The following is a 14,774-nucleotide window of genomic DNA, read 5'->3' as shown; positions in this document are numbered from 1 at the left end:
TCAGCCTGCCACGTGGCGTGGGTGACTGGGTTTGTGCGCGCTGTCGGTCGCCTTGGCATTGTCGGCCATGACGGCCTCGACAAAACCCGCGACCTTTTCCGGCTTCTGCATCAAGGCGCGATGAATGGATTCGGCGGCAATCTTGCCGTCCTGCACCGCCGCAACGGTCAGATCCTCGCCATCGGCCACGCAGTCGCCGCCGGCCCAGATCCCCGGGATCGAGGTTCTGCCTTCCTCGTCGACGCTGATACGGCCGCGCGAAAGCGCAATGCCGGCCTCTGCAAGAAGGGTGGCCGCCGGAGCCTGGCCGATAGCTTTGAAAATCTGGTCGCTGGCGAGCGTGATGCTTTCGCCTGTCACGCCGAGACGGCCATCCGTGATGGCGGTGTAATCCAGCGTAATGCCGCAGACTTCGCCATGTTCGTTGCGAATAAGTTCCCGGGGCTGCAGCCAATGGCGGATGATGACCCCGTTCTTTAGCGCTATTTCCTGTTCGAAGGCGCTGGCATTCATATGCTCCGGGCCTCGGCGGTAGGCGATAATGACATTTTCGGCGCCAAGCAGTTTGGTCTGCACGGCGACGTCGATAGCAGTCATGCCGCCGCCAATGACGACCACGTCGCGACCGACGGCAATTTCCGAAAGGTCGTCGCTCTGGCGCAGCACCGAGATGTAGTCGACCGCGTCGATACAGCCGGCCGCATCTTCGCCTTCGAGCCCGAGTTCGTTGACGGACGGCAGGCCGATGCCGAGAAACACGGCATCGAAGCCCGCGTGCAATGCATCGAGGCTGACATCGCGTCCAAGCGCCTTATCGTTCTGAATCGTGATGCCGCCGATCTCGAGGATGAATTCGAGTTCCTTCTGGGCAAAATCATCCGGCGTCTTGTAGGCGGCGATACCATATTCGTTCAGACCGCCGGCCTTGGGCCGCGCCTCGAAGATCGTCACGTCATGGCCGCGCATCGCCAGGCGATGCGCTGCAGACAACCCTGCCGGTCCTGCCCCGACTACCGCCACGGATTTGCCGGACGGTTCGGCGCGCTGGAAGGGATGTTTACCGTTCGCCATCAGGTGGTCGGTCGCATAACGCTGCAACAGCCCGATCTTCACCGGCTTGCCTTCGGCGATTTCACGCACGCAGGCCTGTTCGCAGAGGGTTTCTGTCGGGCAGACGCGGGCGCACATTCCACCGAGAATATTCTCCGATAAAATGGTCTTGGCCGATCCGGTCGGATTGTCGGCGTTGATCTCGCGGATGAAGAGCGGAATGTCGATGCCTGTCGGGCACGCATTCATGCAAGGAGCGTCGTAGCAAAAATAGCAGCGATCGGATTCGACGAAAGCCTCGTGCCGTGTCAGCGGCGGATGGAGGTCGGAAAAAACATCCCCATAGTCTTCGGCTGGAAGACGTCCGGTCCTGACGTCACGGATTGCAGAATCGATCGATCCCATAAAATCGCATCTCCTCTTTCCGGCCGCGTCCGGTTCCCAGGGATCGCTGCCATTTTCGTGGGCCGGTTTGTCCGGCTCCTCTAAGGGAAGAATGCCATATTTTGACAGAAGGTCAAATTTTTTATCAAACGGTCAATATTTTGCCGAGCAGATTGGAACCTACGCCCGTCTACGTCGACACAGGCGTTGGAATGTTGTGGAGGCAGCTATTCGGCGGCGAGGCGGGGTCGCGAATCGACTTCGAGCAATTCGCGATTGAGACGCGCCTCTTCCTCGATTTTCGGCTTGGAGAAGCCCGCGAGCAGGAGATAGGCAACCGGCGTCAGGAACAGCGTTGATGCGGTTGCGAGACCCAGCCCGCCGACGATCACCCAGCCGAGCGCGATGCGCGCTTCGGCGCCGGCGCCGCTCGCAAGGACGAGCGGAACGCCGCCGAGGATCGCGCAGAGCATCGTCATCACGACGGGACGCAAGCGGATGTTCGACGCCTCTTCGATGGCTTCGCGCACGCCTTTGCCCTGGTCGCGCAGGTGATTGGCGAACTCGACGATGAGAATACCGTTCTTGGCCATGATACCGACGAGCAGCACCAGGCCGATCTGGCTGTAGACGTTCATGCTGGTGCCCGTCATCACCATGGCAAAGACGGCACAGGCAAGACCGAGCGGCACCGTCGCCATGACGATGATGGCGCTGATGAAGCCTTCGAACTGCGCTGCAAGGACAAGCAGGATGATCAAGAGGGCGAAGCCAAAGGTCACCATCATGCTTGCCGAATTTTCGCCGAGCGTCGCCGCTTCCGCGAGCGGAATGAGACGGTAGCCGGGCGGCAACAACGGCGCAGCCACCTGCTGTGCTACCTTGTAGGCATCGCCGAGGGCAAAATCGGCACGCAGTCCGGCGGTGACCGCAACTGAACGCATCTGCTGTTCGCGGGTAAGTGCAGGCGGGACTGCCACCTCGGTGAGCTTGGCGATTGTCGACATGGGCACGAAACGACCATCGCCGGTGCGCAGGAAGACGTTCTCCAGATCGGTCGGATCGTTGATCGGGTTGATGGTCGCGACGAGCTTCACGTCGAAGCTGCGATCTTCGATATAGACCGAGCCGACCTTGTAGCCATCAAGGACCGACTGGAGCGCCTCCGCCAGCCCGCTGATGTCGATGCGAAGATCGGAAGCGCGCTCGCGGTCGATCGATACGGCGAGCTGGGGCTGGGTCGGCTCGTTGGTCAGGCGCGGCCGGTCGAATCGGGGGTCCTTCTCCAGTTCGGAGACGATCTTCGCCGCGGTGGTTCCGAGTTCCGAATAGCTGCTGCCGACGACGGCAAATTGCAGACCATTGCCGGCCCCGCGAATGCCAAGCGAATTGGGCTGCGCCGCAAAGACCTGGATGCCGGGAATATCGCGCACAAGGCGCGAAACGTCGGCGACAATTTCCTGCTGGCTGCGCTGGCGTTCCTTCCACTTGGCTAGGCTCAGCACCATGAAACCGCGATTGGTGTTGCCGTTCTGCCCGGCGATGGAGAAGGTGTTCTCGATCTCGCCGGCATCGCGCAACGGCTGGATGAGCGCCTCGATCTTGCGCATCTCATCGCCGAGATATTCGAGGCTCACGCCCTGCGGCGCGGTTATGCGCAGGAAGGCCGCGGCCCGGTCCTCGGTGGGCGTCAGTTCCTGCTTGAGCAGTGAAAATGCGCCGAAGGCGGCTCCCGCAAACAGGACTGAGACGATGACGACGATCCACGGGGCGGCGAGGCATGCATGCAGCATGCGCGCATAGAGGCCGCCAAACCAGCTGCCGATGCGGCCGACAACACCGGGCGCGTGGGCAACTTCCTCATGCCGCCGCTCGCTGGCGCTCAAGAGCCGCGAAGCGAGCATGGGGCAGAGCGTCAGGGCGACGACGGCCGAGAGCAGTACGCAGATGGCGAGCACGAAGCCGAACTCGCGGAAAAGCCCGCCGGTTTGGCCAGGAAGGAAGGAGAGCGGCACAAAAACCGCCGCCAAGGTGACCGTGGTGGCGATGACGGCAAAGAACACTTCCTGCGTGCCGAGCACCGCCGCGGCCCGCGGCCCCATGCCCTGGTTGCGGCGGCGAACGATATTTTCAAGGACGACGATGGCATCGTCCACGACGAGGCCGGTTGCGAGAACGAGAGCGAGCAGCGTCAGGATGTTGATGGAAAAACCAGCGAGATATATCGCCGAAATTGTGCCGATCAGAGCAACCGGCATGCTGACTGCGGGGATCAGGGTCGCCTTGAAATCCCAAAGGAAGAGATAGATGATCAGGATGATGATGAGGACCGACGCGCCAAGCGCGATCTCGACTTCGTGCACGGCGCCGTTGATGAAGTCGGCATCATCGCTGGTCACCCGAATGTCGACGCCCTTCGGCAGCGTCTTCTGCAGTTCTTCCACTGCGGCGCGTACGCCCTTCGAGATGTCGAGCGTATTCGACTGCGCCTGACGAATAATGCCAAGGCCGATGCCGGTCTTGCCGTTGGCGCGCAGCGACGAGGTGCCGATATCGGGCCCGAGCGTGACGGTGGCGACGTCGCGGATGCGCGTCTGGTTCTTGATGATGATGTTCTCGAAATCTTCGGGCGTCGTCACCGGCGCCTGCGCACGCACGACAATGCTCTGGTCATTGCTGTTGAGCTGGCCTGCCGGCGTGTCGAAGGCCATGGTGTTCAGCGCGTTGCGGATATCGGCGATGTTCATGCCGAGACCGGAAAGCTTGCCCTGGTCGATATCGATGCGGAAAATCTTGCTGCGGTTGCCGTTGATCTGAACATCGGCGACGCCGGGCACCGAGGCCAGCACGTCTTCGATCTGGTCTTCGACGAGGACCGTCATGTCCTCCACCGCCATCGTGTCGGACGTGACCGCGAGGCGCATGACAGCGTCGGAATTGGCGTCCGCCTTGACGATGCGCGGCGGGTCAGCTTCGTCGGGCAGCGTGTTGGAGATGCGGCTGATCGCATCGCGCATATCGGCGGCGGCGACATTGAGGTCGACATTGTCGTTGAACTCGACCGTCACGCGGCTATTGCCGAAGGACGAGCTCGATGAAATGGACTTGACCCCCGAGACGCGGGATACAGCGCCTTCGATGGCGGATGTCAGTTCGCGATCGACCGTTTCTGCTGCCGCCGAGGTGAAATCCGTACTCACGGTCACCACGGGACGGTCGACGTCGGGCAGTTCACGGACATCGACGCCGTAAAACGCCGCCAGTCCGGCAACGACGATCAGGGCGTTCAACACCAGCGACAGAACCGGACGGCGAATGAAAAGGGCGGTAAAGTCGGCTTGGCCTTTCGAACTGCTCATGGCGCTGCCTCAGCCCTGTTCGCCGACGGAAGCCAAAGGACTTGCCTGGTCAGGAGCGGGCTGGCCCTGAATTTGCACGAGGCCGTCCTGCCGCACCGACTGCACGCCTTCGGCGACGATCTGATCGCCCGGCTTGATATCGGCGTCGACGAGTACGTTGGTGGTGTTGCGCTGGACGATCCGCACCGGCACCCGGGATGCCTTGTTGTCGACAATGCGCCAGACATAGGCGCCATCCGTCCCCCACTGGATCGCCAGCGGATCAACCGTCGGATAGGTCTCGCCCGGAAAACCGAGCGACACCTGGAACGCCATGCCCTCGCGCAGCGTATCCTTCGGGTTGGTGATCTTCGCCTGGACGTGAAGCGTGCGGCTCGTCGGATCGACCCGGTTGTCGATGGCACTGACTGCGCCCTTGAAGGATTCTCCAGGGCGGGCAATCGAGCTTGCCGAAACCTCGGCACCAATGGTCACGGCTGGTGCAAAGCGTTCCGGTACCCAGAAATCGACAAGGAGTTCCGACCGGTCGTCGATGGAGGCAACCTGCGTCGTGGTGACGACGTAGTTGCCGGCATTGATCGGGAATATGCCGACGGTGCCGCCGATCGGCGCCCGGATGGCGCGGCGATCCAAGGCGAGTTCGGCTTCGCGCAGGTTCAGCCTTGCGTTTTCAACGACGAGTTCGGCGTCGGATACCTGGACCGCTGAGACGGTATTGGTCGTCGAGAGATTCTGGGCGCGCTTCAGCTTGGTCTCGGCATCCTTGAGAGCCGTCCGCGCCTTGTCCGCCAGGATGCTTTCCGATTCGGAATCGAGCCGGGCAATGACGTCGCCATTCTGCACGTGGCTGCCGGAGGTAACGAGTATCTCGGTAAGGCGGCCGGCGGCATAGGGCGTCACGGAGACGGAGCTCTTGGCCTTGCCCGTTCCGATCGCCGTCAGCCGGTCATTGATCTTCGCATCGGCGGCCGCACGAACCGTGACGAGCGGCAAGGGTTGTCCGCTGCGCTTTTGTTTTTGCCCGCCGGCCGGCGGCGTCGCCGCCGTGGTTGCGCCGCGATCGATGCCGGCCTTCTTCAGGAAATCACTTGCGCCAGGAAAGAGGTACAGCCAGCCTGCCCCGGCAGCACCAAGGATCACCAAAGCCAGAGCCAGTTGTTTCCAAACCTTCATACGTCACTCCAAAACGCCGGTCCCGCGTCACAGCAGAGCCAGCGCCTAAATTGATTATACCTCAACGCGTCATCGAGCGCGAACAGGCGAATGTGGAGCGAAGATAGGGTGCTTTGCCTGAACCGTTAATGACAATTCGGTGAGGTTACAAATATTTAATGGAAGAGCCGCTTCGCTGAATTTAGCCAGCTCCGCTTGAAGGCGGATAGTTGCCGTGCAACATGGCTGGCGGAATATTCGGAAGGAGAGCGGCCATATGGCGACCAAGACCGACATCGCACGGCGTGTGTTCAACCACACATGGAAGCTCGATCCCATCGTCCGCAGTCTGCTCGACACGGATTTCTACAAGCTTCTGATGCTGCAGATGATCTGGGGGCTCTATCCCAAGGTCGATGCCACCTTCACCCTGATCAACCGGACGACGCGCGTCCGGCTTGCCGACGAAATCGACGAGCATGAACTCCGCGCCCAGCTCGACCACGCGCGGACGGTGCGATTCAGCAAGAAGGAAATGATCTGGCTCGGCGGTAATACGTTCTACGGCAAGCGGCAGATCTTCGAGCCGGATTTCCTCGAATGGCTGACGAATTTCCAATTGCCCGAATATGAGCTGACGCGGCAGGACGGACAATACGTCCTGAATTTCTACGGGCCGTGGATGTACACGACGATGTGGGAGATCCCGGCGCTGACGATCATCAACGAGTTGCGCTCGCGCGCCGCCATGAAACAGATGGGGCGTTTCGAACTCGACGTCACCTATGCCCGCGCCAAGGCCAAGATGTGGTCGAAGGTCGAACGCCTGCGCGCGCTCCCCGATATCCGGATTTCTGATTTCGGCACGCGGCGGCGCCACTCGTTTCTGTGGCAGCGGTGGTGCGTCGAGGCGCTGAAAGAAGGGATCGGCCCTGCTTTCACCGGCACGAGCAATGTTCTGATGGCGATGGACAATGATCTCGAGGCGCTCGGCACCAATGCCCACGAGTTGCCGATGGTGCTTGCGGCGCTCAGCACGACGAGGGCGGAGCTGCTCAAATCGCCCTACAAGGTCCTGCAGGATTGGAACCGCTACTATGGTGGCAACCTGCTGATTGTGCTCCCCGATGCATTCGGCACCGCAGCCTTCCTGCGCGATGCGCCGGACTGGGTCGCTGACTGGACTGGTTTCCGACCCGATAGTGCGCCCCCGATCGAGGGCGGCGAAAAGATCCTCGCCTGGTGGCGGTCGAAGGGAAAGGACCCGCGCCAGAAACTGCTGGTTTTTTCCGATGGTCTCGATGTCGATACGATCGAGGAGACCTATCACCATTTTCGCGGCAAGGTGCGCATGAGCTTTGGCTGGGGCACCAACCTCACCAATGATTTCGAGGATTGCGCGCCGCGCTACAATGACCGCCTCAATGCCATCTCGCTGGTTTGCAAGGTCAGCGAAACCAATGGTCGGCCGGCGGTCAAGCTTTCGGACAACCCGAAGAAGGCGACCGGCGATCCGGCGGAGATAAAGCGCTACCTGGAAGTGTTCGGAGCGGAAGATCGCGTGGAACAGGCCGTCAAGGTCTGAACCACGCTTATCCGGTTTTTACTGCAGCATAACGGTGCGCAGTTCATGTTCCTGGGCGCCGACGAGAACATTGTCGCGCTCATCGGAGAGGACGATCGGATCGCCATTGGCGCCAAAGAGGGCCCAAAGCTCGACACCCGGCGTCATCGGCGGCAGCGCCGGAAAGCTGTGGGCGAGCTCGTCGGTCTTGACCTTGCGCATATAGGCGACCTGTCCGGCGCCAAGCCGTGCAAATTCAAGATCCGAGAACGGGCTTTTGTGAACAGTGTTTTGCATGTCAGCCTCCATATTCGGACAGTCTATTTCGAAGCCCTGTCCTGTTAGAGCTACGGTCAGTCCTCTACCGCAATGTTTATGCGCTTGACCAACCGTTCGGGTTCCGGCCGATCGAGGTCGATCGACAACAACCCATTCTTCAGCGAGGCAGCGCTTACGCGCATTCCATCGGCAAGTACGAAAATCCGCTGGAACTGGCGCGCGGCGATACCGCGATGCAGATATTCCCGTTCGCCTTCATCGGCCTGCCTGCCGCGAATGACCAACTGGTTGTCCTCCGTCGTGACTTCGAGGTCCTCGTTGGAGAAACCGGCCACTGCCAGAACGATGCGAAGCTGTTCGCGGTCGTTCGCGCCGCGTATGCGCTCGATATTGTAGGGTGGATAGCCGTCGCCGGATTTCGCTATGCGCTCCAGCGTCTTTTCCATCGAGTCAAAACCAAGCAGCAAGGGGCTTGAAAATGGCGTCATTCGTGTCATTGGTGCAGTCCTTGATAAAAGCGACCTAAAAGCGAAACCCGTGTTCGACAGCATTTCGCCTTTGCCAAATGATATGGTCGATCGAATCACGGAGTTCAAGAGAGGGCCGGATTCAGGTCGCGAGAAAGTAGGAAATGACGCGTAAAATCATAATCGATACCGATCCCGGCCAAGATGATGCCCTTGCCATCCTTCTAGCCTTTTCCAGCCCCGAACTTGACGTGCTTGGCATTACCGCAGTCGCCGGAAACGTGCCGCTGGCGCTGACCGAGCTCAATGCCCGCAAGATTTGCGAACTTGCCGGCCGACCCGATGCGAAAGTCTTTGCCGGCGCGGACCGGCCGCTGCTGCGCGCCCTGATCACCGCCGAACATGTTCATGGCAAGACCGGACTTGACGGGCCCGACCTGCCGGTGCCGACTATGCCGCTCCAGACGCAGCATGCGGTCGATTTCATCATCGAGACATTGCGCCGCGAGGAACCAGGCAGCGTGACGCTCTGCGCGCTCGGCCCGCTCACCAACGTGGCGCAGGTCCTCATCAGGGCGCCGGAACTTGCCCCGCGCATCCGCGAGATCGTGCTCATGGGCGGCGGCTTCTTCGAAGGCGGCAATATAACGCCGACTGCCGAGTTCAATATCCACGTCGATCCCCACGCGGCGCAGATCGTGCTGCAATCCGGCGTTCCCGTCACGATCCTGCCGCTCGATGTGACCCACAAGGCGCTTTCGACGGCAAAGCGGGTCGACCGCTTCCGCAATATGGGAACGCGCGCCGGCGATGCCTGCGTCGAACTCCTCGAATTCTTCGAGCGATTCGACGAGGAAAAATATGGAAGCGACGGCGGGCCGCTGCATGACCCAAACGTGATCGCCTATCTGCTCAAGCCGGAACTTTATGGCGGCCGGACCTGCAATGTGACGGTGGAGACAGCCAACGAGCTTACGCTCGGCATGACCGTGGTCGACTGGTGGGGCGTTACCGACCGGCCAAGCAATGCCTACTACATCCGTGACGTCGATGATGAAGGCTTCTTCGACCTTTTGATCGAGCGCATAGGACGTATCTCCTGACGCTCCGATGGCGGCCTTCCACGGCCGCCATTCCATCACAAAAAGTTGAGCCGGCGTAAACCATGGCTCAGTAATTTCCGGACAGAATCCTCCTGGAAGTGTAGTGTCCTTTGACGGACAGCAGCCAAGTTGGGGGATGAGATGCTGACGCGACGCTTATTCTTGACCGGTGTTCTTGCAGCGGCGGCAGCGCCGCAGGCAGCGCTTGCAAAGCCTGCCCGCAAGCCATTCGTCATCAACCCGGTCTTCCAGCCGCAATATGTTTCCTTCGATTCGTCCTATGCGCCGGGCACGGTCGTCATCGACCCGCGCAGCCGTTTTCTCTATCTGGTCGAGGACGGGTTTACAGCGCGCCGCTACGGTGTCGGCGTCGGCCGCGCCGGACGCGCCTTCCACGGCAGCGCCAAGATCGGGCGCAAGGAAGTGTGGCCCCGGTGGGTGCCGACCCAGGGCATGATCAACCGCCAGCCGAACAAATATGCGCGCTACGCCGGCGGCGTGTCGGGCGGACCGCACAATCCACTCGGCGCGCGGGCGCTCTACCTCTACCGAAACGGCCGCGACACCTATTATCGCATCCACGGCACGACGGAGCCGTGGAGCATTGGCCGCGCCGTTTCCAATGGCTGCATCCGCATGATCAACGAGCATGTGGTGGATTTATATGCGCGGGTGCCGCTCGGCGCGCGTGTCGTTGTGATCTAGAAGCTAGGCCGCGACGCTAGCGCGCTGCGTGTCTGGTGCGAGCGTTACTTCAAGTCCGTTGAGTTCCGGCGTCATGATCAGCTGGCAGGACAGGCGCGAATTATCCTCGACGTGGAACGTCACGTCAAGCTGGTCGATTTCCTCATCCTGTGGCTCGTAGAGCTTTTCCGTCCAATCCTCGCCGACATACACATGGCAGGTGCCGCAGGCGCAGGCGCCGCCGCACTCCGCCTTGATGTCCAGTCCCCAATCACGAATGACCTCCATCACCCGAAAGCCCTCGAGGGCCTCGAGCGTATGGCGTTTGCCGTGCTGATCGGTGACGTGAATATAGAGGGCGTCGTCGCTCATCAGTCCTATGCTGCCTTCAGCTTCTTCTGCAGGGAGGTGGATGATGTCGTATACTGGAAGATGATACGCTCGCCAGGCGATACGATCCGCTTTGCCGCCTGTGACATGAGCGCGGCCTCGTGGAAGCCCGAGAGGATGAGCTTCAACTTGCCGGGATAGGTATTGATGTCGCCGATGGCGAAGATGCCGGGTTCGGAGGTCTCGAACTTCTCCGTATCGACCGCAATCAGGTTCTGATCGAGATTGAGGCCCCAATCGGCGATCGGGCCGAGCTTCATGGTCAGGCCGAAGAACGGCAGCAGGCGGCCAGCTTCCAGATGCTCATCGCCCTCGGCGCCCTTGATGACAACCTTGGAGAGCTGCCCGTCGGCGCCCTCGAGATTGCTGACCTGGCCCATGCGAAACCTTACGCGGCCCTCCTTCTCCAGTGCCCACATCTTGTTGACGCTGTCGGGCGCGGCGCGAAATTCCGGGCGGCGATGCACGAGTGTTACCGATTTCGCCACAGGCTCGAGGTTAAGGGTCCAGTCGAGCGCCGAGTCGCCGCCACCGACGATGACGACGTCATGGCCGCGGAAGGCTTCGATCTTGCGAACCGCATAGTGGACGCTCGTTCCCTCATAATGCTCGATCTGGGGCACGGGGGGACGCTTCGGCTGGAATGACCCGCCGCCGGCGGCAATGACGATGACCTTCGTGATGAATACCTCGTCCGCATCGGTTTCGACGCGAAAGCGGCCGTCTTCGAGCCTGGTCAGCGCGGTTACCATGGTCGAGAAATGGAACTGCGGGTCAAAGGGCGCAATCTGCTTCAAGAGATTGTCGGTCAAGGCCTGACCGGTCACCTCGGGCAGGCCCGGAATGTCATAGATCGGCTTTTCCGGATAGAGCTCGGCGCACTGGCCGCCTGGCCGGTCGAGAATGTCGATGACATGGGCGCGAAGATCGAGCAGGCCGAGTTCGAACACAGCAAAGAGGCCCACGGGACCCGCGCCAACAATAACCACATCTGTTTCAATCGTGTCGGACATAAGTGCTTTCCAGGTGATGTCGTGAAGGGGTTCAGGCGACCGGGAGGCGGCGCCAGCTATAGGTTCCGGGGGCGGTATGCGATCCCCTGCCAGGCTGGTAGTAGACCGGCGCATCGTGAAGGTTGTGATCGGCAAGCCGCTCCAATGTGACCGCATGCGACACCTTCAGCGTATCGAAACCGGTCCGCAGCATATAGGCAACCTGGTCGATCAGGACATCACCCACCGCGCGCAGCTCGCCTTTGAAGTGACGCTGATTTTTCAGCATTTCAGCCTTGGAATAGGAGCGCCCGTCATTGAAGGCGGGAAATTCGAGGGCAATCAGCGGAATGCGGTCGAGCAAGCCGAGCAGCGGCTCGATGTTCTCGCCGGGCGCCACGGATACACCGATGCGCCGGTTCGTTGCAAAACGCACATCGTCCTCAAGACCAAGCCAGACCGCGAGCGGCAGGATGACCGCGGGCGCGTCGCCGGCCTCGTCGACAGACGCCGCCGTGATATAGGGATCTTCGCGAAATCCTTCGCGGCCCCAGAGCTCGCCGGCGGGCTTTTCGGAAATGTCGCTCATAAATTCGAATCCGTCAGTGAAATATTGCTCAACTGGTCGGTAAGGCCAGTCAGGTGAATACCGCATTCGGTCTTGTCCGACCCGGCCCAGCGCCCAGCCCGGTCGTCATCGCCGTCCTTGACCGGGGCCGTGCACGGCATGCAGCCGATCGAACGGTAGCCTTCGGCAACCAGCGGATGCGGCGGCAATTCATGCGCGCCCATATAGGCCTTGAGGTCGGCCGAGGTCCAGTGGGCGAGCGGATTGATACGGACGCGCGATCCGACCGACTCGAAAACAGCCAGGCTGGAGCGTGTCGAGGCCTGGAACTGCTTGCGGCCCGTCATCCAGGCGCGATAGGGCGCAACCGCGCGCGCCATTGGCTCGACCTTGCGGATATAGCAGCAGCGGTCCTTGTTTGTCATGGACAGCGCGCCAAAGGGATCTTCATCCTTCAGGCTCTGCTTGAGCGGGTGGATGTCATGCACGTCAGTCAAGCCAAGCTCGCTGACCAGCTGGTCGCGATAGCGCAAGGTTGCCGGAAAATGCTTGCCTGTCTCCAGAAAAAGCACCGGCGTTGCCCGATCGATCTGCGCGATCATGTGGAGCAATACCGAGGATTCCGCCCCGAACGAAGAGACAACCGCGATCTCCTCGTTGAAGAGGTGGTCGATGGCGAGTTCGATGACGTCCAGCGGCTCAAGATTGCCGTACCGGGCTTCGAGCGAGCGCGCTTCATCCGCCACCGTTTGCTCGTTGAACTCAAGCAGCATTTGCAGCCTCGCTATAGAGCGCATCCTTGAACGGCGCGGCTCCGACACGACGGTAGGCGGCGAGGAACGTCTCTTCCTTGTCGGTGCGGATTTCAAGATAACGATCGACGATGGTCTCGACCGCATCGACGATCTCTTCGGACGAGAAGCCGCGGCCGGTAATATCGCCGATGGTGCAGATCTCGTCGCCCGAGCCGCCCAGCGAAATCTGATAGAGCTCCTCGCCCTTCTTCTCGACGCCGAGAATGCCGATGTGGCCAACATGGTGGTGGCCGCAGGCGTTGATGCAGCCCGAGATCTTGATCTTGAGCTCGCCGATATCCGCCTGGCGATCCGGCTGGCCGAAGCGCTCGGAAATGCGCTGAGCCACCGGGATCGAGCGAGCATTGGCGAGGGCGCAATAGTCGAGGCCGGGGCACGCGATGATATCGGTGATGAGACCGGCATTGGCCGTTGCAAGGCCGTCGGTCAGAAGCAGGTCGTAGACGATGCGCAGATCGGCGATCGCAACATGCGGGAGAACAAGGTTCTGTTCATGGCTGACGCGGATCTCATCTTGCGAAAACTTCTCGGCAATATCGGCAACGAGGTCCATCTGCGCGTCGGTTGCATCGCCCGGAATGCCGCCGATGGGCTTGAGCGAGATAGTTACGACGCCATAATCCGGGTTTTTGTGCGGCGTGACGTTCTGGTCGACCCATGTCGCAAACGCATGATCCGCCTTGCGCGCGGCGGCAAGACCCGACCACCCTTCCGGGCGCTGTGGCAGGTTGGGCGCACGGAAATAGCTGTCGATTGCATCGACGTCCTGCTGCGGCAGCTTGAGGTCGCTATCCTTGAGCACCTGCCACTCGGTCTCGACCTGGCGGGTCAATTCCTCGGTCCCGGTCTCATGCACCAGGATCTTGATGCGGGCCTTGTACTTGTTATCGCGGCGGCCGTTAAGATTATAAACGCGCATGATCGCGGTCGTATACGTCAGGAGATCCTCTACCGGGAGGAAATCCCTGATTTTCTTGGCCACCATTGGTGTGCGGCCCTGCCCGCCGCCGACATAGACGGCAAAGCCAAGGTCGCCGGCTTCGTTCTTCTTCAGATGGAGGCCGATGTCATGCACCTGGATGGCGGCGCGGTCGCGCTCGGCCCCTGTCACCGCGATCTTGAACTTGCGCGGCAGATACGAAAACTCGGGGTGCATCGACGACCACTGGCGCAGGATCTCCGCATAGGGACGCGGGTCGGCGACCTCGTCAGCGGCGGCACCGGCGAAATGGTCCGCAGTCACGTTGCGAATGCAATTGCCCGAGGTCTGCAGCGCATGCATCTCGACCGATGCCAGTTCGTCGAGAACCTTCGGCATGTCTTTCAGTGCCGGCCAATTGTACTGCAGGTTCTGCCGCGTCGTGAAATGACCGTAGCCTCGATCGTAATGGCGGGCGATATGGGCGAGCTTGCGCATCTGGCGGCTCGACAGCGTGCCATAGGGAATGGCGACGCGCAGCATATAGGCATGCAGCTGCAGATAGACGCCGTTCATCAGCCGCAGCGGCCGGAACTGGTCCTCGGTCAATTCGCCGGCGAGACGGCGCTCCACCTGATCCTTGAATTGGTCCACGCGGGCAGAAACGAATGCGTGGTCAAACTCGTCATAGCGATACATGAATGCGAACCTTCAGGAATTAAGCGGCCGAAGCTTTGGGCTTTTCAGCCTGCTTGCCGAGATCGAGGCGGATGGTGGGGCCGAGCTGGCGAATACGCTCGCGCAGACGCAGCGGATACAGATTGGTGCCGCGCTCTTCAACATCGATCACGTTGACGTCGATAACGAGGTTGGACTTGATCGCTGCCTTGCCGGCTTCCTCAAGCGCGGTCACCGCTTCGGCGTGACGGGCGATCAGCGCACCATCGATCTGTTCGAGCCATTCGCCATTGGCGCCGAGCCAGACGGCTTCACCATCGGTCAAACGATTTGCGGTAAGAACTTTGACACTCATGATCGTGATCCTTCG

The 14,774-nt window shown here is 60.8% G+C and carries 14 protein-coding genes; 3 read left to right on the top strand and 11 right to left on the bottom strand.

Going from position 1 to position 14,774, the window contains the following annotated elements:
* The 3 genes from AC1DNI_RS01745 to AC1DNI_RS01735 form a co-directional block, all read right to left on the bottom strand.
* Positions 1-1,455 carry an NAD(P)-dependent oxidoreductase gene (locus AC1DNI_RS01745; RefSeq protein WP_477690592.1) on the bottom strand — a complete coding sequence of 485 codons (1,455 nt, stop codon included), beginning with the start codon at positions 1,453-1,455 and terminating at the stop codon, positions 1-3.
* A 206-nt stretch (positions 1,456-1,661) separates the two neighbouring features.
* Positions 1,662-4,793, bottom strand: a complete 3,132-nt coding sequence (locus tag AC1DNI_RS01740; RefSeq protein WP_477690591.1) for an efflux RND transporter permease subunit — start codon at positions 4,791-4,793, stop codon at positions 1,662-1,664.
* 9 nt (positions 4,794-4,802) lie between these two features.
* Positions 4,803-5,966, bottom strand: a complete 1,164-nt coding sequence (locus AC1DNI_RS01735) for an efflux RND transporter periplasmic adaptor subunit (RefSeq protein WP_477690590.1) — start codon at positions 5,964-5,966, stop codon at positions 4,803-4,805.
* A gap of 256 nt (positions 5,967-6,222) precedes the next feature.
* Here AC1DNI_RS01735 and pncB point away from each other — a divergent pair, with 256 nt between their 5' ends.
* Entirely contained in the window at positions 6,223-7,530 is a 1,308-nt protein-coding gene (pncB, locus tag AC1DNI_RS01730) for a nicotinate phosphoribosyltransferase (protein WP_036813531.1), read from the top strand.
* A gap of 18 nt (positions 7,531-7,548) precedes the next feature.
* Here the strand turns inward: pncB and AC1DNI_RS01725 are convergent, their stop codons facing one another.
* Both AC1DNI_RS01725 and AC1DNI_RS01720 read right to left on the bottom strand, forming a co-directional pair.
* Entirely contained in the window at positions 7,549-7,806 is a 258-nt protein-coding gene (locus AC1DNI_RS01725; RefSeq protein WP_051614838.1) for a BQ00720 family protein, read from the bottom strand.
* A gap of 56 nt (positions 7,807-7,862) precedes the next feature.
* A complete protein-coding gene (locus tag AC1DNI_RS01720) occupies positions 7,863-8,285 on the bottom strand; it encodes an Hsp20 family protein (protein WP_027230792.1) in 423 nt (140 codons plus the stop codon).
* Between the two features lie 134 nt (positions 8,286-8,419).
* On the opposite strand from AC1DNI_RS01720, the gene AC1DNI_RS01715 reads away from it, so the two are divergent.
* Entirely contained in the window at positions 8,420-9,358 is a 939-nt protein-coding gene (locus tag AC1DNI_RS01715; protein WP_477690589.1) for a nucleoside hydrolase, read from the top strand.
* A gap of 141 nt (positions 9,359-9,499) precedes the next feature.
* Positions 9,500-10,063 carry a L,D-transpeptidase gene (locus AC1DNI_RS01710; RefSeq protein ID WP_477690588.1) on the top strand — a complete coding sequence of 188 codons (564 nt, stop codon included), beginning with the start codon at positions 9,500-9,502 and terminating at the stop codon, positions 10,061-10,063.
* 3 nt (positions 10,064-10,066) lie between these two features.
* Here the strand turns inward: AC1DNI_RS01710 and AC1DNI_RS01705 are convergent, their stop codons facing one another.
* From AC1DNI_RS01705 to AC1DNI_RS01680, 6 genes are read right to left on the bottom strand one after another with little or no spacing between them, the layout of a single operon-like run.
* Positions 10,067-10,414: a 2Fe-2S iron-sulfur cluster-binding protein gene (locus tag AC1DNI_RS01705; protein WP_027230795.1), complete on the bottom strand. Its 348-nt coding sequence runs from the start codon at positions 10,412-10,414 to the stop codon at positions 10,067-10,069.
* 5 nt (positions 10,415-10,419) lie between these two features.
* Positions 10,420-11,445: an NAD(P)/FAD-dependent oxidoreductase gene (locus AC1DNI_RS01700; RefSeq protein WP_113279862.1), complete on the bottom strand. Its 1,026-nt coding sequence runs from the start codon at positions 11,443-11,445 to the stop codon at positions 10,420-10,422.
* A 31-nt stretch (positions 11,446-11,476) separates the two neighbouring features.
* The gene (locus tag AC1DNI_RS01695) at positions 11,477-12,004 is read right to left on the bottom strand and encodes a DUF934 domain-containing protein (RefSeq protein ID WP_477691458.1); all 528 of its coding nucleotides are present in this window, start codon (positions 12,002-12,004) and stop codon (positions 11,477-11,479) included.
* A 5-nt stretch (positions 12,005-12,009) separates the two neighbouring features.
* Positions 12,010-12,765, bottom strand: coding sequence for a phosphoadenylyl-sulfate reductase (locus tag AC1DNI_RS01690; protein ID WP_477690587.1), 756 nt, complete (start codon positions 12,763-12,765; stop codon positions 12,010-12,012).
* A complete protein-coding gene (locus tag AC1DNI_RS01685; RefSeq protein ID WP_091947219.1) occupies positions 12,755-14,425 on the bottom strand; it encodes a nitrite/sulfite reductase in 1,671 nt (556 codons plus the stop codon). The genes AC1DNI_RS01690 and AC1DNI_RS01685 overlap by 11 nt, the downstream gene beginning before the upstream one ends.
* Before the next feature lie 19 nt (positions 14,426-14,444).
* Positions 14,445-14,759 carry a DUF2849 domain-containing protein gene (locus AC1DNI_RS01680; RefSeq protein ID WP_027230800.1) on the bottom strand — a complete coding sequence of 105 codons (315 nt, stop codon included), beginning with the start codon at positions 14,757-14,759 and terminating at the stop codon, positions 14,445-14,447.
* Positions 14,760-14,774 lie beyond the last annotated feature (15 nt).

The organism is Phyllobacterium sp. 01N428 (assembly GCF_056399405.1).
This window is presented reverse-complemented; position numbering and strand designations above follow the sequence as displayed.

Bases quoted from the DNA above. Each gene is read 5' to 3' on its own strand.
- AC1DNI_RS01680 (WP_027230800.1), bottom strand. From the start codon at position 14,759: ATGAGTGTCAAAGTTCTTACCGCAAATCGTTTGACCGATGGTGAAGCC.
- AC1DNI_RS01720 (WP_027230792.1), bottom strand. From the start codon at position 8,285: ATGACACGAATGACGCCATTTTCAAGCCCCTTGCTGCTTGGTTTTGAC.
- AC1DNI_RS01705 (WP_027230795.1), bottom strand. From the start codon at position 10,414: ATGAGCGACGACGCCCTCTATATTCACGTCACCGATCAGCACGGCAAA.
- AC1DNI_RS01725 (WP_051614838.1), bottom strand. From the start codon at position 7,806: ATGCAAAACACTGTTCACAAAAGCCCGTTCTCGGATCTTGAATTTGCA.
- AC1DNI_RS01715 (WP_477690589.1), top strand. From the start codon at position 8,420: ATGACGCGTAAAATCATAATCGATACCGATCCCGGCCAAGATGATGCC.
- AC1DNI_RS01690 (WP_477690587.1), bottom strand. From the start codon at position 12,765: ATGCTGCTTGAGTTCAACGAGCAAACGGTGGCGGATGAAGCGCGCTCG.
- pncB (WP_036813531.1), top strand. From the start codon at position 6,223: ATGGCGACCAAGACCGACATCGCACGGCGTGTGTTCAACCACACATGG.
- AC1DNI_RS01710 (WP_477690588.1), top strand. From the start codon at position 9,500: ATGCTGACGCGACGCTTATTCTTGACCGGTGTTCTTGCAGCGGCGGCA.
- AC1DNI_RS01735 (WP_477690590.1), bottom strand. From the start codon at position 5,966: ATGAAGGTTTGGAAACAACTGGCTCTGGCTTTGGTGATCCTTGGTGCT.
- AC1DNI_RS01685 (WP_091947219.1), bottom strand. From the start codon at position 14,425: ATGTATCGCTATGACGAGTTTGACCACGCATTCGTTTCTGCCCGCGTG.
- AC1DNI_RS01700 (WP_113279862.1), bottom strand. From the start codon at position 11,445: ATGTCCGACACGATTGAAACAGATGTGGTTATTGTTGGCGCGGGTCCC.
- AC1DNI_RS01745 (WP_477690592.1), bottom strand. From the start codon at position 1,455: ATGGGATCGATCGATTCTGCAATCCGTGACGTCAGGACCGGACGTCTT.
- AC1DNI_RS01740 (WP_477690591.1), bottom strand. From the start codon at position 4,793: ATGAGCAGTTCGAAAGGCCAAGCCGACTTTACCGCCCTTTTCATTCGC.